At 67.6% G+C, this 19,193-nt stretch carries 18 protein-coding genes; 3 read left to right on the top strand and 15 right to left on the bottom strand.

The window, feature by feature from the left end:
• Positions 1-20 precede the first annotated feature (20 nt).
• From fusA to RDCOP1_RS19760, 6 genes are all read right to left on the bottom strand, one after another.
• Positions 21-2,123, bottom strand: coding sequence for an elongation factor G (fusA, locus tag RDCOP1_RS19785; protein ID WP_072704526.1), 2,103 nt, complete (start codon positions 2,121-2,123; stop codon positions 21-23).
• Between the two features lie 144 nt (positions 2,124-2,267).
• Positions 2,268-2,738: a 30S ribosomal protein S7 gene (rpsG, locus tag RDCOP1_RS19780; RefSeq protein ID WP_072704522.1), complete on the bottom strand. Its 471-nt coding sequence runs from the start codon at positions 2,736-2,738 to the stop codon at positions 2,268-2,270.
• Positions 2,738-3,112, bottom strand: a complete 375-nt coding sequence (gene rpsL / locus RDCOP1_RS19775; RefSeq protein WP_072704519.1) for a 30S ribosomal protein S12 — start codon at positions 3,110-3,112, stop codon at positions 2,738-2,740. Before rpsL ends, rpsG begins: the two co-directional genes overlap by 1 nt.
• 336 nt (positions 3,113-3,448) lie before the next feature.
• On the bottom strand, positions 3,449-3,958 hold the full coding sequence (locus RDCOP1_RS19770; protein WP_072704726.1) for a DUF3558 domain-containing protein: 510 nt from the start codon (positions 3,956-3,958) through the stop codon (positions 3,449-3,451).
• A 35-nt stretch (positions 3,959-3,993) separates the two neighbouring features.
• The gene (locus RDCOP1_RS19765) at positions 3,994-4,545 is read right to left on the bottom strand and encodes a DUF3558 domain-containing protein (RefSeq protein ID WP_072704516.1); all 552 of its coding nucleotides are present in this window, start codon (positions 4,543-4,545) and stop codon (positions 3,994-3,996) included.
• A 10-nt stretch (positions 4,546-4,555) separates the two neighbouring features.
• Positions 4,556-5,185 (bottom strand): TetR/AcrR family transcriptional regulator, encoded by a 630-nt coding sequence (locus RDCOP1_RS19760; RefSeq protein WP_072704513.1) that lies wholly within the window; start codon positions 5,183-5,185, stop codon positions 4,556-4,558.
• Positions 5,186-5,394: 209 nt separating this feature from the next.
• Between RDCOP1_RS19760 and RDCOP1_RS19755 the strand changes: the two genes are divergently transcribed.
• Positions 5,395-5,988, top strand: coding sequence for a TetR/AcrR family transcriptional regulator (locus tag RDCOP1_RS19755; protein WP_072704723.1), 594 nt, complete (start codon positions 5,395-5,397; stop codon positions 5,986-5,988).
• Between the two features lie 31 nt (positions 5,989-6,019).
• On the opposite strand, the gene RDCOP1_RS19750 is transcribed toward RDCOP1_RS19755, so the two are convergent.
• The 8 genes from RDCOP1_RS19750 to RDCOP1_RS19715 form a co-directional block, all read right to left on the bottom strand.
• Positions 6,020-6,634 carry a TetR/AcrR family transcriptional regulator gene (locus tag RDCOP1_RS19750; RefSeq protein ID WP_072704720.1) on the bottom strand — a complete coding sequence of 205 codons (615 nt, stop codon included), beginning with the start codon at positions 6,632-6,634 and terminating at the stop codon, positions 6,020-6,022.
• A 30-nt stretch (positions 6,635-6,664) separates the two neighbouring features.
• Complete coding sequence (locus RDCOP1_RS19745; protein WP_072704510.1) at positions 6,665-7,465, bottom strand: enoyl-CoA hydratase family protein; 801 nt, start codon at positions 7,463-7,465, stop codon at positions 6,665-6,667.
• 9 nt (positions 7,466-7,474) lie between these two features.
• Positions 7,475-8,635: an acyl-CoA dehydrogenase family protein gene (locus RDCOP1_RS19740; protein WP_072704507.1), complete on the bottom strand. Its 1,161-nt coding sequence runs from the start codon at positions 8,633-8,635 to the stop codon at positions 7,475-7,477.
• A complete protein-coding gene (locus RDCOP1_RS19735) occupies positions 8,632-10,707 on the bottom strand; it encodes an acetyl/propionyl/methylcrotonyl-CoA carboxylase subunit alpha (protein WP_072704505.1) in 2,076 nt (691 codons plus the stop codon). The genes RDCOP1_RS19740 and RDCOP1_RS19735 overlap by 4 nt, the downstream gene beginning before the upstream one ends.
• 7 nt (positions 10,708-10,714) lie before the next feature.
• Entirely contained in the window at positions 10,715-12,313 is a 1,599-nt protein-coding gene (locus RDCOP1_RS19730) for an acyl-CoA carboxylase subunit beta (protein WP_072704502.1), read from the bottom strand.
• The gene (locus tag RDCOP1_RS19725) at positions 12,310-13,458 is read right to left on the bottom strand and encodes an acyl-CoA dehydrogenase family protein (protein WP_072704499.1); all 1,149 of its coding nucleotides are present in this window, start codon (positions 13,456-13,458) and stop codon (positions 12,310-12,312) included. Before RDCOP1_RS19725 ends, RDCOP1_RS19730 begins: the two co-directional genes overlap by 4 nt.
• The gene (locus tag RDCOP1_RS19720; RefSeq protein WP_231923087.1) at positions 13,455-15,131 is read right to left on the bottom strand and encodes an acyclic terpene utilization AtuA family protein; all 1,677 of its coding nucleotides are present in this window, start codon (positions 15,129-15,131) and stop codon (positions 13,455-13,457) included. Before RDCOP1_RS19720 ends, RDCOP1_RS19725 begins: the two co-directional genes overlap by 4 nt.
• Positions 15,132-15,220: 89 nt before the next feature.
• The gene (locus tag RDCOP1_RS19715; RefSeq protein ID WP_072704495.1) at positions 15,221-16,036 is read right to left on the bottom strand and encodes a TIGR03084 family metal-binding protein; all 816 of its coding nucleotides are present in this window, start codon (positions 16,034-16,036) and stop codon (positions 15,221-15,223) included.
• A 119-nt stretch (positions 16,037-16,155) separates the two neighbouring features.
• Between RDCOP1_RS19715 and RDCOP1_RS19710 the strand changes: the two genes are divergently transcribed.
• A complete protein-coding gene (locus RDCOP1_RS19710; RefSeq protein WP_072704492.1) occupies positions 16,156-17,076 on the top strand; it encodes an EamA family transporter in 921 nt (306 codons plus the stop codon).
• On the opposite strand, the gene RDCOP1_RS19705 is transcribed toward RDCOP1_RS19710, so the two are convergent.
• Entirely contained in the window at positions 17,060-17,953 is an 894-nt protein-coding gene (locus tag RDCOP1_RS19705) for a LysR family transcriptional regulator (RefSeq protein ID WP_072704489.1), read from the bottom strand. The genes RDCOP1_RS19710 and RDCOP1_RS19705 overlap by 17 nt on opposite strands.
• A gap of 101 nt (positions 17,954-18,054) precedes the next feature.
• Here RDCOP1_RS19705 and RDCOP1_RS19700 point away from each other — a divergent pair, with 101 nt between their 5' ends.
• On the top strand, positions 18,055-19,167 hold the full coding sequence (locus tag RDCOP1_RS19700; RefSeq protein WP_072704486.1) for a YeiH family protein: 1,113 nt from the start codon (positions 18,055-18,057) through the stop codon (positions 19,165-19,167).
• The last annotated feature ends 26 nt before the right edge of the window (positions 19,168-19,193 follow it).

Below are 19,193 nucleotides of genomic sequence, written 5' to 3'. Positions count from 1 at the left end.
CGAGGGAGATAACCCGAAGGTTACTCTCCGGTCGCCTTGGCGATGATTTCCTTCGAGACGTTCGACGGAACCTCTGCGTAGGAATCGAACACCATGGAGAAGTTCGCGCGGCCCTGGGTCTTCGACCGAAGGTCACCGATGTATCCGAACATCTCCGAGAGCGGAACCAGCGCCTTCACGACACGGGCACCACTGCGTTCCTCCATGGCCTGGATCTGGCCACGGCGGGAGTTGAGGTCGCCGATCACTTCACCCATGTAGTCCTCGGGGGTCGTGACCTCGACAGCCATGAGCGGTTCGAGGATGACCGGAGCTGCCTTGCGGGCGGCTTCCTTCAGGGCCTGCGAGCCGGCGATCTTGAACGCCATTTCCGACGAGTCGACGTCGTGGTACGCGCCGTCGAGGAGCGTGACCTTGACGTTCACCAGCGGGTAGCCGGCGAGCACGCCGTACTGCATCGCGTCCTGCGCACCCGCGTCGACCGACGGGATGTACTCGCGGGGCACGCGGCCGCCGGAGACCTTGTTCTCGAACTCGTAGGTCGCGCCGTCTTCGCCGCGGAACGGCTCGAGAGCGATGATGACCTTCGCGAACTGGCCGGAGCCACCGGTCTGCTTCTTGTGCGTGAACTCGAGCTTCTCGACCGGCTTGGTGATCGTCTCGCGGTACGCGACCTGCGGCTTGCCGACGTTGGCCTCGACCTTGAACTCACGACGCATGCGGTCGACGAGGATGTCGAGGTGGAGCTCGCCCATGCCGCCGATGACGGTCTGGCCGGTCTCCTCGTCGAGCTCGACCGAGAAGGTCGGATCCTCTTCGGCGAGCTTCTGGATCGCGGTGCCCAGCTTCTCCTGGTCGGACTTGGTCTTGGGCTCGATCGAGACCTGGATGACCGGATCCGGGAACGTCATCGACTCGAGGACGATCGGGTTCGCCTGATCGCACAGGGTGTCACCGGTCGTGGTGTCCTTCAGGCCGATCATCGCGTAGATGTGGCCGGCCACAGCCTCGTCGACCGGGTTCTCCTTGTTGGCGTGCATCTGGAAGAGCTTGCCGATGCGCTCCTTCTTGCCCTTGGTGGCGTTGAGCACCTGGGCACCCGGATCGATACGACCCGAGTAGACGCGCACGAAGGTGAGCTTGCCGAAGAACGGGTGCGCAGCGATCTTGAAGGCCAGAGCCGAGAACGGCTCGTCCTTGCTCGGCTTACGCGTGAGGGTGGTCTCCTCGTCGTTCAGCTTGTGGCCCTCGACCTCGCCGATGTCCAGCGGAGTCGGCAGGTAGTCGATGACCGCGTCGAGCATGGGCTGGATGCCCTTGTTCTTGAACGCGGTGCCACACAGGACCGGGTACAGCTCGGAGGAAACGGTGAGCTTCCGGATGGCGCCCTTGATCTCGTCGACCGTGAGCTCCTCACCGCCGAAGTACTTCTCCATGAGCTCTTCGTCGGACTCGGCGACGGTCTCGAGAAGCTTCTCGCGGTACTCGGCGGCCAGCTCGGCGAGATCCGCGGGGATCTCCTCGATGGTCGGCGGGGTACCGATCTCGGTGACGCCGCGCCAGGTCAGCGCACGCATCTCGACGAGGTCGACGACGCCGTCGAAGGCATCCTCGGCACCGATCGGGAGCTGCAGGACCAACGGCTTCGCGCCGAGACGGTCGATGATGGTCTGCACGGTGAAGAAGAAGTCCGCGCCCATCTTGTCCATCTTGTTGACGAAGCAGATGCGCGGGACGTCGTACTTGGCAGCCTGACGCCAGACCTGCTCGGACTGCGGCTCGACGCCTTCCTTGCCGTCGAAGACGGCGACAGCGCCGTCGAGGACGCGCAGGGACCGCTCGACCTCGACCGTGAAGTCGACGTGGCCGGGCGTATCGATGATGTTGATCTGGTTGTCGTTCCAGAAACAGGTGACGGCGGCGGAGGTGATGGTGATACCACGCTCCTTCTCCTGCTCCATCCAGTCGGTGGTCGAAGCACCGTCGTGGGTTTCACCGATCTTGTAGTTCACACCGGTGTAGAAGAGGATGCGCTCGGTCGTGGTGGTCTTGCCGGCATCGATGTGCGCCATGATGCCGATATTGCGGACCTTGTTCAGGTCGGTCAGCACTTCCTGTGCCACAGGTAACCCCGCTCGTAGCTAGTGTCGGTCCTTTGGTGCGGACCCATGTTCTTGTGTTGTCAGCCGGCCTTTACGGGACCGACACAGTTGTGCGAGCAGCCGATCGGGAGGTCCGGATCACGGTGCCTCCCGACCGGCCTCGACTCACCAGCGGTAGTGCGCGAACGCCTTGTTGGCTTCAGCCATCTTGTGCGTGTCCTCGCGACGCTTCACAGCGGCGCCGAGGCCGTTGCTCGCATCGAGAAGCTCGTTGGCGAGGCGCTCCACCATGGTCTTTTCACGACGCTGACGTGCGAACGTGACCAGCCACCGAAGTGCGAGGGTGGTGGAACGGCCGGGGCGAACCTCGACCGGCACCTGGTAGGTAGCACCACCGACGCGGCGGCTACGAACCTCGAGGGCGGGCTTGACGTTGTCGAGCGCGCGCTTGAGGGTGACGACCGGATCGGTACCGGTCTTCTCACGTGCCTGCTCGAGCGCCTGGTAGACGATGCGCTCGGCAGTGGACTTCTTGCCGTCCATCAGGATCTTGTTGACCAGCTGGGTGACCAGCGGGGACCCGTAAACCGGGTCGGCGATCAGTGGACGCTTGGGAGCGGGACCCTTACGTGGCATCAGGCCTTCTCCTTCTTCGCTCCGTAGCGGCTACGGGCCTGCTTGCGGTTCTTGACACCCTGGGTGTCGAGCGAGCCGCGGATGATCTTGTAACGGACACCGGGAAGGTCCTTCACACGACCGCCACGCACGAGCACCATCGAGTGCTCCTGGAGGTTGTGGCCTTCACCCGGGATGTACGCGGTGACCTCGACAGAGCTGGTGAGGCGCACGCGGGCGACCTTACGAAGAGCCGAGTTCGGCTTCTTCGGGGTGGTGGTGTACACGCGAGTGCACACACCGCGACGCTGCGGGCTGCCCTTGAGGGCCGCGCTCTTGACCTTCACGGTCTTGTCGCGGCGGCCCTTACGGACCAGCTGATTGATGGTTGGCATTAACCGGCTTTCTTCGTTGTCTGGAGCTGCTCACACGAGCAACACTGGCTGTTCTGAAATTAGGGATCCATCGGTTGGGACAAGAGAGCTAGCTGCCCCTCACTCGCCCCTCGTGTGCACACGAGGTCGGGTGTGTCGCGTACCCCCACACAGGCAGCCGGGAACTCGTAACTGCAGACTTCTACAGACGACGCGCACGGCACTACCTCGCATAGGCACACAGACCGGTCCGGACTTGCCGGACACGACCCACAACGATACCCGGCTGGCGCGCATCAGGTCAAAGTGAGTTGGGCAACCGAGGACCCGCTCGACCCTGGTCGGCCCCAGCCACGGTCAGCTGCTGAGATTCAGGGTGAGCCGTGCCAACGTAGCAGCGGCCTCGCAGGGGTCCGGCCCACCGCCCTGGTACTGCACCCACCAGCCGAAGATCCCGGTCGTCGAGGCACCAGAACTCACCCCGCACGACGACGCGTCGCCGGGCCTGCGCATCTGCAGCGCCCGTCGTCCCTCCACCGTGGTGTTCTCCACCGCGTACCCGAGGTGCTCGGCGGCGGACCGCTCGTGGTCGAGCGATCCGGTCTCGAACCAGTTGAACGTGACCTTCACGACCCCGCCCGGTCCGTCGCCTTCCCAGCGGCACACCGCTCCGAAGAACCCCCGGTACACCGCACTTGCGCCCACGGCCTCGGCGATCTGCGGATCGGCGACCGCGTCGCACTCGGTGAGCAGTCGGGTGAATTCTTCGGTGTAACCGGAACCGCCCGCGCCCTCCTGCACCGCGCGACCCTCGATACTCCGCGTGCACCCGGCGAGCACCGATGCCCCGAGCGCCAGCGCGGCCATGCCGGCACCGACGCGGAGACCGGCGGGACGGCGCGTCACCGCTCCGCCCTTTCGACGCTCGTCTCCGCGAGATCGCGAGCGACCGCACACGCATCCGCCGCGGGCGCGAAACTCGCGTAGGAGACGGACCAATGGATGAAGTCACCGCCGAACTGCACGCCGATCTCGCACAGCGTCGTCTGTCCGTCCGGCGACTGGAACGAGCCGATGAAGCCGGGATTCCCCCCGATGTCGATGTCGGATGCCGGGCGTCCGATGAGGTCGGAACCGGCACGTTCCCGGCCGATCGGACTACCCCTGTACCAGGTGAAGGACACGCTCGGGCCACCGACGAAGGCTTCCCATTCACAACCCACGGAGTTGCGTGTCACCGACGAGAACGGACCGAGACCGAACGTATTCGCCACTTCGTCGTCGGACAGAGCTCCGCACTCGCCGAAGAGCGGCCCCGCCTCGGTCACGGCCGGTGTCGTCGAGGTCGGCGCGGTGTCGGCGGAGTCGTCCGCGCTGCCGCACCCGGCTGCCGCGACCGACAGCACCGCCAGCGCTGCGGTCCCTGCTCTCCTACCGGTGCGCTCGAAGAACATGGCGGAGACACTACCGAGCGAGAGGGTCTGCTGCTCGCCGACTGCGGGCGTCTTCGAGGACGGTGTCGAGCTGGGCTGCCCAGTGCCTGACGATCTCTCGGCGGCGTGCCGAGTCGTCGGTGAGGACGTCGGCCAGCCCGAGTCCGCGGGCGAGGTCGAGGGTGGCCTGCACCATGCGGTGCACCACAGGGTCGGAGTCGTCGGCGCCGAGTTGTTCGACGGCTTCCTTGTGCGCGACCCGGCCGAAACGCTCTTCGAGGGGGAGAAGACGTTCGCGCAGTGCGGGATCCGCAGCGGCGGCCGTCCACACCTGCAGCGCCGCGTTGAACAGATTGCCGGTGTACTGCTCGACGAGACGCGACACCACCGCCTCGGTGCGCGCGCTGCCGGGCGGCACATCCGGAGTCTCCTTCCGGGCGCGTTCCATCCGGCTGTCGAACATGAAGTCCAGGGCGGCCGTGATGAGATCCTCGCGGGTCGGGAAGTGGTGCTGGGTCGCGCCGCGCGACACTCCGGCACGTTCCGCGACGACACCGACGGTCGTCGCCGCCCAGCCGAGTTCGGCCAGACAATCTATCGTGGATTCGAGCAGGCGCAGACGCGTCGCTCGGCTGCGATCCTGTTTGGGCTCGCGCGTCACCCGTCCTCCTCGGTCCTCGTCCCGTGCGAACGACCGTCGCGGAACGCCCGGCGCCCGCAACGCCGCGTCGTGTCCCGCGACTCAGCCGTCATGTCCCCACCACTCAGCCCTGGTATCCCACAACTCGGCGCAGTGAGACCACTTCGAGACCATACGAACCTAGCGTGCGGGAACAACCCGACAACCGACCGGACGGAAGGGGCACCCACGTGGCGACGATCGTCAGGCGCGAAGACTATTTCGCCGCTGCTCTCGAGATCCTTGCGGTGCATGCCCACGCGGGCCTCAAGCAGGCACGACTGTGCGCGCACCTCGACGTCACCACCGGGTCGTTCTACAACTACTTCGCGAGCTGGGCCGACTTCGAACAAGAGTTTCTTCAAGATTGGCTCGACAAGCAGACCGTGCAACTGTCCGCGACGGCGCGCCTCGAAGGTTCGCCTCGGCGGCGTCTCGAGATGCTCATCGACTTCGCGTGCCGGCTCCCCCATCCCGCGGAATCGGCGATCCGCGGCTGGGCCTACAGCGATCACGCCGTGCGCGACGTCCAGGCGCTCGTGGACCGGCAGCGCTTCGACGTCGTGGCCGACGCCACAGCCGCGATCCTGGGCCCGGGAGAAGAAGCGCACCGACTGGCGCAGATCGCGATCTTCGCGCTCGCCGGCTTCCAGCAGACTCTTCCGGCCCAGGACGTCTCTGCGCTCCGGTGGTCGCTCGACTGGGTGCTGAGGAAGGCGCTCGAGGACCTGGACCGCGGGGACACCGGCGGGGATATCGACAGCCGGGACACGGAGGTCGAATGACGGTGGCACGTAGGCACCGTCCGGTGACCGTTCAGCGGCGAAGCAGGTCCTCGAACTGTTCACGCCACACCGCCAGATTTGGGTCCGCATCCGGATCCCGGGGATCGATCGCGTAACCGAGTGCGATCCCACGCATGCTGCTGTAGACGAGATCGCGCACTACCCGGTAGCGCGGCAGCACCGTGAAGTCGCTGCCGAAGAACCGGTCGGTCTGGGCCTTGATCATGCCGCCGAGGGTGCGTTCGAGGGGTAACAGTTCCCTGCGCAGTTCTTCGTGCGAGCGGGCGGCGAGCCACAGTTCCATCGACGCCCAGAAATAGGGCTGCCGGAAATGCAACCACATCAGATCCACCGCCACCGCGACCCGAGCGACCGGGTCGGCGGGCCACTCCTGATCGTGGCCGAGATCCTGGACACGCTGCGCGGCAAGATGATGTACCGCCGCGACCAGCAGCGAATCGCGACTGGGAAAGTGATGGAGCAACCGTCCGCGGGAGACCCCCGCCGCAGCCTGGATGCGGACGGTGGTGGCGTTCGAGTATCCGTGCTCGACCAGTACGGATACAGCAGCATCCAGGATGGTGACGCGGGTGGCACGGCCGCGTTGCTGCTCCCCGCGTCGACGGGGTTCGCTCGGCGCACTCATCATGCGCACCAGCGTAGGGGGGCGTCCTTCTCACCGTCCCGGGGACCACGACGGCGGCCGCTTCTGCAGAAAAGCGGCGACGCCCTCGGCCGCTTCGGGAGAGCCGAACAGTCGCGCGGACCGGGCGGCCAACGCCTCGGCGTGCCGGTCGAAATCGCCGAGCATTCCCATGGTGAGCAGGTGTTTCGACTCGGCCAGGCCCTGCGGCGAACACTCTTGCAGATCGGAGACCAGTTCTGCTGCCCGTTCCGCGGGCTGCTCGGCCACGAAGGTCACGAGTCCGGTGTCCATAGCCTCCTGCGGCCCGAACCGTTCGCCGGTGAGGAAATAGCGGCCCGCCGCTCGCGGCACCATCCGCGGCAGTACCGTCAGGGAGATGATCGAGGCCGCCAGGCCGAGCCGGACCTCGGTGAGCGCGAACGTCGCCCGAGGTCCCGCAACGACCATGTCGCACGCGCCGACCAGTCCCATTCCGCCCGCCCGCACGTGACCGTCGACCACTCCGATCACCGGCTTGGGAAGCTCGAGGATGCCGCGCAGCAGACCCACCATGTCGCGGGTCCGCTGGGCGGCCGCCTCATCCGGATCATCCGTGGATTCGCTGAGATCTGCTCCTGCGCAGAATGTTCCGCCTTTGTGTGTCAGGACCACTGCGCGCACCCGAGGGTCGCGCGCGGCCGCGTCGAGACCTCCGCGCAGCTGGTCCATCATCGCGGCCGAGATCGCGTTGCGGTTGTGCGGCGAGTCGAGGGTGAGCGTCGCGGCGCCACCCTCCACCCGGTACTGCACGACCGGGTCCGGCGCGTGCCCGGCGAATTCGGTGTCCGGCATTGCCGCCTCCTAGTACGACCGCGGCAAGCCGAGGGAGTGCTGCGACACGAAGTTGAGGATCATCTCGCGGCTCACGGGCGCGACCCGGGCGATGCGCGCGGCACCGAGCATGGCCGCCAGCCCGTACTCCCGGGTCAGACCGGCACCGCCGTGTGTCTGAACGGCCTGGTCGAGCGCCCCGATCGCCGCTTCCGCCGCAGCGTACTTGGCCATGTTCGCGGCTTCGGCGGCACCGAAATCGTCGCCGTTGTCGTAGAGCACGGCGGCCTTCTGCATCATCAGCTTCGCGAGTTCGATCTCGATCTTGCGCTGCGCCAAGGGGTGCGCGATGCCCTGGTGTGCGCCGATCGGGGTCTTCCACACCGTGCGGTCCTTGGCGTACCGCACCGCCGAGTCGATCGCGAACCGGCCCATTCCCACCGCCATCGCCGCTCCCATGATGCGTTCGGGGTTCAGGCCCGCGAACAACTGCATCAGTGCCGCTTCGGGTTCACCGACCAGAGCCGTCGACGGGAGCCGCACCTGGTCGAAGAAAAGGCTGAACTGGTAGTCCGGCTCGATGATGTCCATCTCCATCGGGGTCTTGACGAACCCCGGCGAGTCGGTGGGCACGATGAACAGCGCCGGGCGCAGCTTGCCGGTCTTGGCGTCCTCGGTGCGGGCGACCACGAGTACGGCGTCGGCCTGGTCGACACCCGAGATGTAGACCTTGCTGCCCGAGAGAATCCAGTCGTCCCCATCGCGCGCCGCGACCGTGGTGATCTTGTGCGAGTTGGACCCGGCGGCGGCTTCGGTGATGCCGAACGCCATGATGCGCGACCCGTCGGCGAGACCGGGCAGCCACTCCTGTTTCTGGTCGTCAGTGCCGTACTTGGCGATGATCGTGCCGCAGATCGCGGGCGAGACCACGACCAGCAGCAGACCCGCGCCCTTCGCCGACAGTTCCTCCTGCACGAGCGCCAACTCGTAGATCCCGGCGCCGCCGCCACCGTATTCCTCGGGAAGGTTGACTCCGAGGAACCCGAGTTTGGCTGCTTCGTTCCACAATTCGGTGAGTGGCTCGTGCCGGCGCGACTTGGGCAGCACGTAGTCGACGTAGTTGTAGCGCTCGGCGAGTGCGGCGACGGAGGCGCGCAGTTCCTTCTGTTCTTCGGTTTCTATGACGCTCATGAGATCGCTCCGGGGGTACGTGGGTGTTCGGATGAGGCTTCGGATGTGGACGAGTCTGTGGATGGTGGGGCGGGTGCGTCGTCGGACGTGACGACGGCGAGGACGGATCCCACCGTCACTTGGGTGCCCACGGCGACATCCAGGACGGTGAGGGTTCCCGTGACGGGTGCGGTGACGGTGTGTTCCATCTTCATGGCTTCGAGCCACAACACGGGCTGTCCGGCGGTGACGGTGTCGCCGACCGCAGCGCCGAGCCGGATCACCGAGCCGGGCATCGGTGCCAGCAACGATCCCGTCGGCAGCACCGCGGCAGGGTCGGTGAAGCGCGGGACGGTTTGCAGGCACACCGGCCCCAGTGAGGAATCGACGTGCACGACGTCGCCGTACCGCGCGACCGCGAATTCGCGCCGGAGTCCGTCGAGCTCGAGGATCACGCGATGCGGGTCGTGGTCGAGCAGCCGAACGTGCTCGACGGCGTCGGTCACGAGGCCGTCCCGGCCGAGCCGGTAACGAATCTCGTGCTCTTCCCGGGCACTCGTATATGTCTTGACCTGGAACGACGACGGCAGATTGCGCCATCCGCTCGGCAAGGTCTGTGCCACCGAGGCTGATTCGCGGTTGGCGGCTGCGTCGGCGAGCGCCGCGACGAGCGCGCCGATCCGCTCGGACGTGGAATCCGCCAGTGGCGCGGCGAGGACCTCGAGATCGTGGGTATCGAAGAACGCCGTATCGGTGTCTCCGGCGAGGAACGCGGGATGCCGGAGCACGCGTACCAGGAGATCCCGGTTCGTCATCGGTCCGTGCAACCGCGCGTCGGCCACGGCCCGTGCGAGCATGCGCGCCGCCACGGGTCTCGTCGGCGCCCACGAGATCACCTTCGCGAGCATCGGGTCGTAGTGCACACCGATCTCCGTACCGTCGACTACGCCCGCGTCGACCCGGATGCCCGGTGCCCGCAGGGGTGCGAATTCTCCGGTCGCAGCCGGAACGGCGAATCGGTGCAGCACACCGGACTGTGGCTGCCAGTCGTGGGCGGGATCTTCCGCGTACAGGCGCACCTCGATCGAATGACCCGACGGGAGAGGAGGTTCGGGCTCGAGCACTCCCCCGGATGCGACATCGATCTGCAGTTCCACCAGGTCCACCCCGGTCGTGCACTCGGTGACCGGATGTTCGACCTGCAGGCGGGTGTTCATCTCGAGGAAGTAGAACTCGCCGGTGCCGGCAGGGCCGGGAGCGAGGAACTCGACTGTCCCGGCGCCCTCGTACCCGATCGCCGTGGCGGCGCGCCGGGCCGCGTCGAACAACGCGGCGCGCATGCCCTCGGTTGCTTCGACGAGCGGAGACGGAGACTCCTCGACGACCTTCTGATGGCGGCGCTGTACCGAGCATTCGCGTTCGCCGAGGGTCCACACCGTGCCGTGCCGGTCGGCGAGAATCTGCACTTCGATGTGCCGGCCGTGTTCGAGGTATCGCTCGCAGAAGACGGTGGGATCGCCGAAGGCCGCACCCGCTTCGCGACTCGCGGCAGCCAGCTGCGCCGGCAGTTCGTCGAGCGTACGGACGACACGCATACCCCGGCCGCCCCCGCCCGACGATGCTTTCACGAGCACCGGGAGATCGGCGGCGGTGACGGCGTCCGGCTCGAGTTCGAGGAGTACCGGCACGCCGGCGGCGGCCATGATCTTCTTCGCCTCGATCTTCGAGCCCATGCGAGCGATCGTCTCGGGCGTGGGTCCGATCCAGCAGAGACCCGCCTCGATCACCTGGGCCGCAAATTCTGCGTTCTCGGAAAGGAATCCGTATCCGGGATGCACGGCGTCCGCACCCGCGGCGAGCGCGGCGGCAACGATCCTGTCACCGCGCAGGTAGGTATCGGACGGGCTCGCACCCGGCAACCGGACCGCGACGTCGGCCTCGTGGACATGGGGGCTGTGTTCGTCCGGATCGGAATAGACCGCCACCGTGCCGAGTCCGGCGCGACGGCACGTCGCGAACACTCGTCGGGCGATCTCTCCGCGGTTGGCGACCAGTACGGTCGTCACGGCGGCGGGGGTGGCGCTGTCGGTCACGGCGTCCTCACATCCGGAAGACGCCGAAGTTACCGGCGCCCTCGATCGGTCCCGATGCGGCTGCGGACAGGCAGAATCCGACCACGTCCCGCGTGTCGCGCGGGTCGATCACTCCGTCGTCGTAAAGCCTGCCGGAGAGGAACATCGGCATCGACTCCGCTTCGATCTGGTTTTCTACGGCGGCACGCATCGCTTCGTCCGCCGCTTCGTCGATCGCCTGACCGCGCGCCTGCGCCGCGGCGCGGCCGACGATCGAGATGACTCCTGCGAGCTGAGCACCGCCCATCACCGCAGATTTGGCACTGGGCCAGGCGAACAGGAAACGCGGATCGAATGCGCGGCCGCACATCCCGTAGTGGCCGGCTCCGTAGGACGCACCGAGGAGAACAGAAATGTGCGGCACGCGGGAATTCGATACGGCGTTGATCATCATCGACCCGTGCTTGATCATGCCGCTCTCCTCGTACTCACGTCCGACCATGTAGCCGGTTGTGTTGTGCAGGAACAGCAACGGTGTGTCGACTTGATTCGCGAGCTGGATGAACTGGGCTGCCTTCTGAGACTCCTCACCGAACAGCACGCCCCGGGCGTTGGCGAGTATTCCCACGGGATACCCGTGGATCTGCGCCCAGCCGGTGACCAGTGACGACCCGTAGAGCGGCTTGAACTCGTCGAAGTCGGAGTCATCGACGACGCGGGCGATCACCTCACGGGGGTCGAACGGTATCCGGAGATCGTCGGGCACGATGCCGATCAGGTCCTCCGGCGCGTAGCGAGGCTCTCTCACATCAGGTTTCGGGTCCGGCCCGAGTCGCGCCCACTCGAGCCGCCGGACGATGTCCCGGCCCAGCCTGATGGCGTCCTCCTCGTCGACCGCCAGGTGGTCGGCCAGCCCGCTGACGCGAGCATGCATGTCGGCGCCACCGAGTGTCTCGTCGTCGGATTCCTCGCCCGTCGCCATCTTCACCAGTGGGGGTCCGGCGAGGAAGACCTTGGATCGTTCCTTGATCATGACAACGTGGTCGGACATTCCCGGCACATAGGCACCCCCGGCGGTGGAGTTGCCGAAGACCAGCGCGATCGTGGGGATTCCGGCCGCGGACAGGCGTGTGAGGTCGCGAAACAATCGCCCGCCGGGGATGAAGACCTCCTTCTGCGTCGGCAGGTCCGCACCCCCCGACTCGACGAGGTTGATCATGGGAAGCCGATTCTGAAGCGCGATATCGTTGGCGCGCAGCGTTTTCCGCAGCGTCCAGGGATTGCTCGTACCGCCGCGGACGGTGGGGTCGTTCGCCACGATCACGCACTGCACACCGTGGACGACACCGATGCCGGTCACCGTACTGCCGCCGACGGGGAACTCGGTGCCCCAGGCAGCGAGCGGCGAGAGCTCGAGGAAGGGCGAGTCGGGGTCGATCAGCAGTTCGATGCGCTCACGCGGCAACAGTTTGCCGCGCTCGTGGTGGCGCCGGACGTACTTCTCCCCGCCCCCGCCGAGCGCCTTGGTGTGCTCGGCATCGAGTTCGGCGAGCTTGTTGCGCATCGCCTCGGCCGCTGCGCCGTACTGCGACGACGCCACGTCGAGAGTCGATTTCAGGATGCTCACGCGCCGTACCCCAGGCGCTTCGCGGCGAGTTCGGTGAGGATCTCGGTGGTGCCGCCCCCGATTCCGAGGATGCGCATGTCGCGATACTGGCGTTCGACTTCCGATTCGGCCATGTATCCGAGTCCGCCGAACAGCTGCACAGCCTGGTGTGCGACCCACTCCCCCGCCTCGACGGCGGTGTTCTTCGCAAAACACACTTCGGCGATGAGATCGGCGTCTCCGTCCACCGATCGCTCGACGACGTGGCGTGCGTAGACCCGCGCGACGTCGATCCGGCGGGCCATGTCGGCAAGAGTGCGCTGCACAGCTTGGCGGGTGACGAGCGGCCGGCCGAAGGTCTCACGGTCGCGGCACCACGCGACCGTCAGGTCGAGGCAGCGCTGCGCGCTCGCATATGCCTGCACCGCAAGACCGACGCGTTCGGAGACGAATGCCTGCGCGATCTGCATGAATCCGGAGTTCTCGGCGCCCACGAGGTTGGTCACCGGAACCCGGACGTCGACGAAGGACAACTCGGCGGTGTCGGATGCGCGCCAGCCCATCTTGTCGAGTTTCCGGGAGACGGTGAATCCCGGGGTGTCCTTCTCGATCACCAGCAGGGACACGCCCCCGGCGCCCGGACCGCCGGTCCGGACGGCGGTGACGACGAAATCGGCGCGGCATCCGGAGGTGATGTAGGTCTTCGCACCGTTGACCACGAAATGGTCACCGTCACGCACCGCGCTCGTGGTCAGGTGGCCGACGTCCGATCCGCCTCCCGGTTCGGTGATGGCGAGCGAACCGATCAGGTCGCCCGCGAGGGTGGGGCGCACCCAGCGGTCGATCTGCGCGGGATCCCCGGCGGCGATCAAGTGCGGCAACGCAATTCCGCACGTGAACAGGGAAGAGAATGCTCCGCCGGACCCCCCGGCCTCGTGGAACGCCTCGCACACGGTCACGACGTCCGCGCCGTCGCCCCCGGACCCTCCGACAGCTTCCGGGAAGCCGCTGCCGAGCAGTCCGACCTCGGCCGCCTTCTTGTGGAGGTCGCGAGGAAGTTCACCGTCGCGTTCCCACTCGTCGAGGTCCGGCAGGATCTCCCGCTGCACGAACGCGGTCACCATGTCGCGCAGCGACGTGCGCTCGTCGGTTGTCCACATGTTCACGCTGCGTCCTCCAGAAGAGAGAGTGGGATGTCCAGGTAGCGGGAACGCAGCCATTCGCCGAGTCCTTTCGCCTGGGGGTCGAATCGCGCCTGGGAGGCGACACCACGTCCGAGGATGCCGGTCACGACGAAGTTGACCGCGCGCAGATTCGGCAGCACGTGGCGGGTGACGGCAAGCGGCGCTGTCTCGGGAAGGAGGTTCTTCAGGGTGTCGACGGTGAGAGCGTGGACGAGCCAGCGGAACCCATCGTCGTCACGTGCCCAGACACCGATGTTGGCGTCGCCGCCCTTGTCTCCGCTGCGGGCACCTGCGACGGTGCCGAGAGGGGCGCGTCGCGTCGGCCCGGGTGGAAGTGGCTCGGGGAGCGCCTGTTCCGGTAAGGACAGCTCGTGTGAAGACTCTGTGCCGGGCGCCCGGTCCGAGGTGGCCCGGGACGCGTCGATGCGGGTGCCGTCCGGCAGTACCGCGATGTGGGGCACAAGTTCGGCACCGACGAACCCCGCGGTGTAGACGCCGTACGCGCCGGCCTGTGCCGGCGGCGAGGTGAGGTGGAAACCCGGATAACCGGAGAGACCGAATTCTACTGCTGTCGAGGTGAATCCGCGTCCGGCCACGGCCGGATCCGGATCGCGCACGACGCACCGGAGCAGTGCACTCGCAGCCTCTTCCGTGTCGGCGTCGGAATGGTCGGTGCGCGCGAGCGTCCATTCGAGTTCGGCGGGCCGCACCGGGAGGTTCGCTTCGATCTGCCGTCGCACGAGAGCGGCCTTCGCATCGATGTCGAGCCCGGTGAGCACGAACTCCGCGGTGTTGCGGAAACCCGCGAGCGCGTTCAGACATACCTTGAGCGTCTGCGGCGGTGCCTCACCCCGTACGCCGGAGATTCGGACCCGGTCGGTCCCGGCGTCCTCGAGGATCGCGGTGTCGAGGCGGGCGGTGACATCGGGGCCGAGGTATCGAGCACCGCCGATCTCGTAGAGCAGTTGCGCGGTGACCGTACCCACCGTGACGGCCCCGCCGGTGCCGGGATGCTTCGTGACGGTCGAGGAACCGTCGGCTTCGATCTCGGCGATCGGGAAACCGGGACGGTCGAGGTCGCCGAGTTCGGTGAAGAATGCGTAATTGCCTCCGGTGGCCTGCGCGCCGCATTCGATGACGTGCCCGGCGACGACCGCGCCCGCGAGCGCCTCGAACTCGTCTGTGCCCCATCCGAAGTGAGCTGCGGCCGGCCCGACGGTGAGGGAAGCGTCGGTGACGCGTCCGGTCACGACGATGTCTGCACCCGAGCGAAGGCAGTCGACGATGCCCCACGCACCGAGATAGGCGTTGGCCGTCATCGGCCTGAGGTCTCCCGCGAGCCCGAGTTCGTCGATGCGCCCGAGCAGGTCGTCGCCTTCGACGTGCGCGACCGCGACGTCGAGCCCGAGCCGGGCGGCAAGTTCGCGCACCGCGACCGCCAGTCCGGCGGGGTTGAGGCCCCCGGCGTTCGTCACGATCCGCACGCCCTTGTCGAGCGCGAGACCCATGCATTCCTCGAGTTGTCGCAGGAAGGTCTTCGCGTACCCGAGGTCCGGGTTCTTCATCCGGTCACGGCCGAGGATGAGCATGGTGAGTTCGGCGAGGTAATCGCCTGTGAGGTAATCGAGTTCGCCGCCCTCGAGCATTTCACGCATCGCCGACAGCCTGTCCCCGTAGAACCCGGAGCAATTGCCGATGCGCACGGCACGGCGGCCGTCACGCGGCGGCACCGCCGGCACGGAGGTCACGACACCGCCTCGCCGGGCGCGCGACCCGCTCCGGGTGGTCCGGCGAACGCCTGCGCGAAGTCGAGCCAGGCGTCGGCGTCGGCGCCGGTGGCGACGAGCGCAGTGTCGGCGCGGTGCACTCGCTGGGTGACGAGCATGCAGAAGTCGAGGGCCGGTCCGGTGACGGTTTGCCGCGCGTCGTCGGGTCCCCAGGTCCATTCGCTGCCGTCGGGTGCGGTCAGGGCGACACGGAACGGCTCGGCGGGCGGTGTGGCGTCACGGATGATGTACGCGAAGTCGCGGGTGCGGACACCGAGGTGAGCGATGTGCCGCAACCGGGCGGTGGGGGTCCGCGCGACTCCGAGGGCGTCGGCGACATCGCCGCCGTGCGCCCAGGTCTCCATCAGTCGCGCCGTAGCCATCGATGCAGCCGACATCGGCGGCCCGTACCAGATGATCTTGGTGCCCTGCGGGACGTCGGCGAGGGCGAGTGCGAGTTCGTTCCGTGTTTCGCGCCAGTCGCCGAGGAGATCGGTTGCGGGGAGTTGCGCCAGTTCCGCAGCCCCGGAGTCGACGAACCCGAGAGGGTCAGCGAACGCTTCGACGACTGCAGCACGGAACGCTTCGGGATCACGAATGGCGGTGAGCGCGGCGCGATCCGTCCACAACAGGTGACCGATCTGATGCGCGATCGTCCAGCCTTCTGCGGGCGTGGCGCGAGCCCATTGCTCTGCGGGCAGGTCCGCGACGAGGTCGTCGAGCGCCTCCCCTTCGGCCCGGAGGTCGTCGAGCAGGGCATGCAGGTCCGCAGCGCGATTGTGCAACTCCACCATGCGACAAGGGTCACACGTGCGAGCGCAAGAATCAAGCAGGCGTGATTGTTTTATGTCGCGCGGCCCGCAGTACGTTCGGCGAGACTGGGCGCATCGACGACGACAACTGCGGAGGACGGATGGCCGACAAAGATCACGGGGGCACCGCTGTGCCCGTCGTGGCGGTGCTGGGGGCCGTGCTGTCGATGCAGTTCGGGGCCGCTTTTGCGACAACCCTGTTCGATCAGGCGGGCGCGGCGGGCACGGTCACCGTGCGATTGCTCTTCGCCGCACTGGTGTTGTGTGCGATCGCGCGCCCCCCGGTCCACCGGTGGACCCGCATCGAGTGGCAGGGAGTCCTCGCGCTCGGAGCGAGCCTCGCGGTGATGAACACGTTCTTCTACGCGGCCCTCACGCGACTTCCCCTCGCCACCACGGTCACGATCGAATTCCTCGGGCCGCTCACCGTCGCGGCCGTGCTGTCGCGGCGGATCCGAGACGGAGTGTGGGTTCTGCTCGCACTCGCCGGCATCCTGTGCCTCGGTGCGGGGCACGGCGACGGACTCGCGGCCGGCCTCGATCCGGTGGGCGTCGCGCTGGCGCTCGTCGCGGCCGCCGCGTGGGCGGGGTACATCGTCGCCGGATCGTACGTCGCGACGTCACTTCCCGGCTCTGCACTCTCCGGCACCGCGGGTCTCGCGGGCGCGACCGCGATCGCAGCAGCGGCGGTGTTGCCGCTCGGTATCTTCTCCGCCGGAACCCAGATGCTCTCCCCGACGTTTCTCGCTGCCGGTTTCGCCGTGGCACTGCTGTCGTCGGTGATCCCCTACAGCCTCGAGATCCGCGCACTACGCGACCTGTCCAAGAACGTCTTCGCGATCCTGATCGCGCTCGAACCCGCAGCCGCCGCCCTCGCCGGCGTCGTCGTGCTCGGCCAGTTCCTCGACCCACTCTCCGCCACCGGCATCGCGCTCGTCGTCGCCGCCGGGATCGGGGCGTTGCGCAACTCGCGGCCCCAGACGGCCGTGGCTCCGGTCCCGGAGGTCAGCGGCCGCGAGTGATCGACCGGACGAGTTCACCGGCGGACCCCGCGAGGGCACGCGGCGGCCGCCACACGGCGCGCAACACCCGGGGAAGATCGAGGCCGTCGACCTCCACCGCACGCAACCGGCCGGATTCCAGGTCGTCGGCCACCGCCAGCGTGCTGAGAACCGCGGGACCGACGCCACCGAGCACGCTCGTTCGTACCGCCGCGCTGCTGCCGAGTTCGAGCAGAGGCGCCGGGCGTTCGTACTCCTGGAGCGCGAGGTCCAGTGTGCGGCGAGTGCCCGACCCCACCTCCCGCACAACCAGCGGCGTGGCAGCCAACTCGGGAACGGTCAGCGGTCGCCGCTTACGTGCCCACGGGTGGTCCGGCGGTACCACCACGACGAGCCGATCCCGCGCGACCGGCACGCTGTAGAGCCCTTCCGGCACCGACGGGCCCTCGACGAACCCCACGTCGCACTCATCCGCGGCGACGGCGTCGCACACCTGCACCGAATTGTGTACCTGCAACTGGATCTGCACGTCGCTGTGGACCGCCCGGAACTCCCCGAGCCACCGCGGGATGAGATGTTCGGCGACCGTCATCGATGCCGCGACAACGAGTTCGGGATGATGGTCGACGCGAAGCGCGGCCGCGGCGTCGAGCATGCGGTCGATGTCGGCGAGGGCCTCTCGCGCCCAGTGTGCGACGACGGTGCCCTCCGGGGTGAGCACCGATCCCGTGCGCCCACGGCGGACCAGCACCGCCCCGAGTTGTTTCTCGAGCCGTCGCAGCATGCGCGTCGCGTTGGGTTGAGCGATCCCGGCGCTTCGCGCGGCTGCGCCCAGACCACCGTGGTCGTCGATACCGACGAGCAGGTCGAGTGCAGCCAGATCCGGCCGGTCAGTCATACCGATACGATATGCCGCTCAGCTTCTTCATATCGATCAGATATGACCTCATGCCGAATCGACGGCTAGTCGCGGAGCGGCATCCACGACAAGCTCGAAGCATGGTCGCCGTCATCGCTCCGCTTCCTACCGAGCCCCTGCGTCGACGCATACGCCCTGTCCTTCCCGGCCTGGCCGTCGCAGCAACAGGTGCCGCGCTCGCGCTCGCTTCCGCTCGCCTGTTCTCCGGCACGAGTCCCCTGCTGATCGCGATCGTGCTCGGAGTCGCCGTGGCCAACGTGGGGCCGCGCCTTGCCGTGCTCGAACCCGGTCTGGCGCTGGCATCCAAGCGCCTCCTCCGGATCGGTGTCGCACTGCTGGGGTTGCAGCTCGCCATATCCGATGTCGTCGGGCTCGGCTGGGGTGCGATGGGCGTCGCGGCCGCGGTGGTCACCGCAGGCATCGGCGGCGCTCTGCTGTTCGGAAGGTGGCTCGGCGTCGGCTGGTCCGAACGAGTGCTCATCGCGTGCGGCTTCTCGATCTGCGGCGCCGCCGCTGCCGCCGCGGTCGACGGCGTGATCGATGCGCGCAAACGAGAACTCGTCACGACGATCGCCCTCGTCGTCGTCTTCGGCACCGCAATGATCCCGCTCCTTCCCGCCCTCGCCGGCGTCTTGGGACTCGACTCGACCGAAGCGGGCATGTGGGCGGGAGCAGCGATCCACGAGGTTGCCCAGGTCGTGGCGGCGGGAACCGCCCTCGACGCCACGACGGCAGCCGCCGGCGGTGCGCTCGCCGTCGCGGTCACCGTCAAACTCGCGCGAGTCGCGCTGCTGGCCCCGGTGGTCGCCGTCGTAGGCGCCGTGGCGCGGCGCAGCGGCAACGCGCGGGGCAGCGGCAACGCGCGGGGCAGCGGCAACGCGCGGGGCAGCGGCAACGCGCGGGGCAGCGGCAACGCGCGGGGCGACGGGCACAACCCTCCGCTCGTACCCGCGTTCCTCGTGGGCTTCCTGGTCCTCGTCGCCGTCCGCGCGACCGGCATGGTCCCGCCGCAGGCACTGGAGGTCGCGCACAGCGCTCAGGTCGCGCTGCTCACCGTCGCGATGTTCGCGCTGGGAACAGGCGTGCACCGCGACATGATTCGCGGCCTGGGATGGCGTCCGCTGGTCTTGGCCGCCGTGACGACGGTGTGGGTCGCGGCGATCGCGTTGACCGGCGTCGTCGTATTCGCGTGAACGGGCATTACCCGCGTCGGCGCCGA

The organism is Rhodococcus coprophilus NBRC 100603, from assembly GCF_001895045.1.
In the GTDB taxonomy this organism is placed as follows: Bacteria; Actinomycetota; Actinomycetes; order Mycobacteriales; family Mycobacteriaceae; genus Rhodococcus; species Rhodococcus coprophilus.
Note: the sequence above shows the minus strand (reverse complement) of the source record. Positions and strands in the feature narration are given on the sequence as shown.

Excerpts from the sequence above, each read along its gene's own strand:
- RDCOP1_RS19710 (WP_072704492.1), top strand. The coding sequence starts at position 16,156 with ATGGCCGACAAAGATCACGGGGGCACCGCTGTGCCCGTCGTGGCGGTG.
- RDCOP1_RS19705 (WP_072704489.1), bottom strand. The coding sequence starts at position 17,953 with ATGACTGACCGGCCGGATCTGGCTGCACTCGACCTGCTCGTCGGTATC.
- RDCOP1_RS19715 (WP_072704495.1), bottom strand. The coding sequence starts at position 16,036 with ATGGTGGAGTTGCACAATCGCGCTGCGGACCTGCATGCCCTGCTCGAC.
- RDCOP1_RS19765 (WP_072704516.1), bottom strand. The coding sequence starts at position 4,545 with ATGTTCTTCGAGCGCACCGGTAGGAGAGCAGGGACCGCAGCGCTGGCG.
- rpsL (WP_072704519.1), bottom strand. The coding sequence starts at position 3,112 with ATGCCAACCATCAATCAGCTGGTCCGTAAGGGCCGCCGCGACAAGACC.
- RDCOP1_RS19770 (WP_072704726.1), bottom strand. The coding sequence starts at position 3,958 with ATGGCCGCGCTGGCGCTCGGGGCATCGGTGCTCGCCGGGTGCACGCGG.
- RDCOP1_RS19700 (WP_072704486.1), top strand. The coding sequence starts at position 18,055 with ATGGTCGCCGTCATCGCTCCGCTTCCTACCGAGCCCCTGCGTCGACGC.
- RDCOP1_RS19750 (WP_072704720.1), bottom strand. The coding sequence starts at position 6,634 with ATGAGTGCGCCGAGCGAACCCCGTCGACGCGGGGAGCAGCAACGCGGC.
- rpsG (WP_072704522.1), bottom strand. The coding sequence starts at position 2,738 with ATGCCACGTAAGGGTCCCGCTCCCAAGCGTCCACTGATCGCCGACCCG.
- RDCOP1_RS19740 (WP_072704507.1), bottom strand. The coding sequence starts at position 8,635 with ATGAGCGTCATAGAAACCGAAGAACAGAAGGAACTGCGCGCCTCCGTC.
- RDCOP1_RS19720 (WP_231923087.1), bottom strand. The coding sequence starts at position 15,131 with ATGCGTGAAATGCTCGAGGGCGGCGAACTCGATTACCTCACAGGCGAT.
- RDCOP1_RS19745 (WP_072704510.1), bottom strand. The coding sequence starts at position 7,465 with ATGCCGGACACCGAATTCGCCGGGCACGCGCCGGACCCGGTCGTGCAG.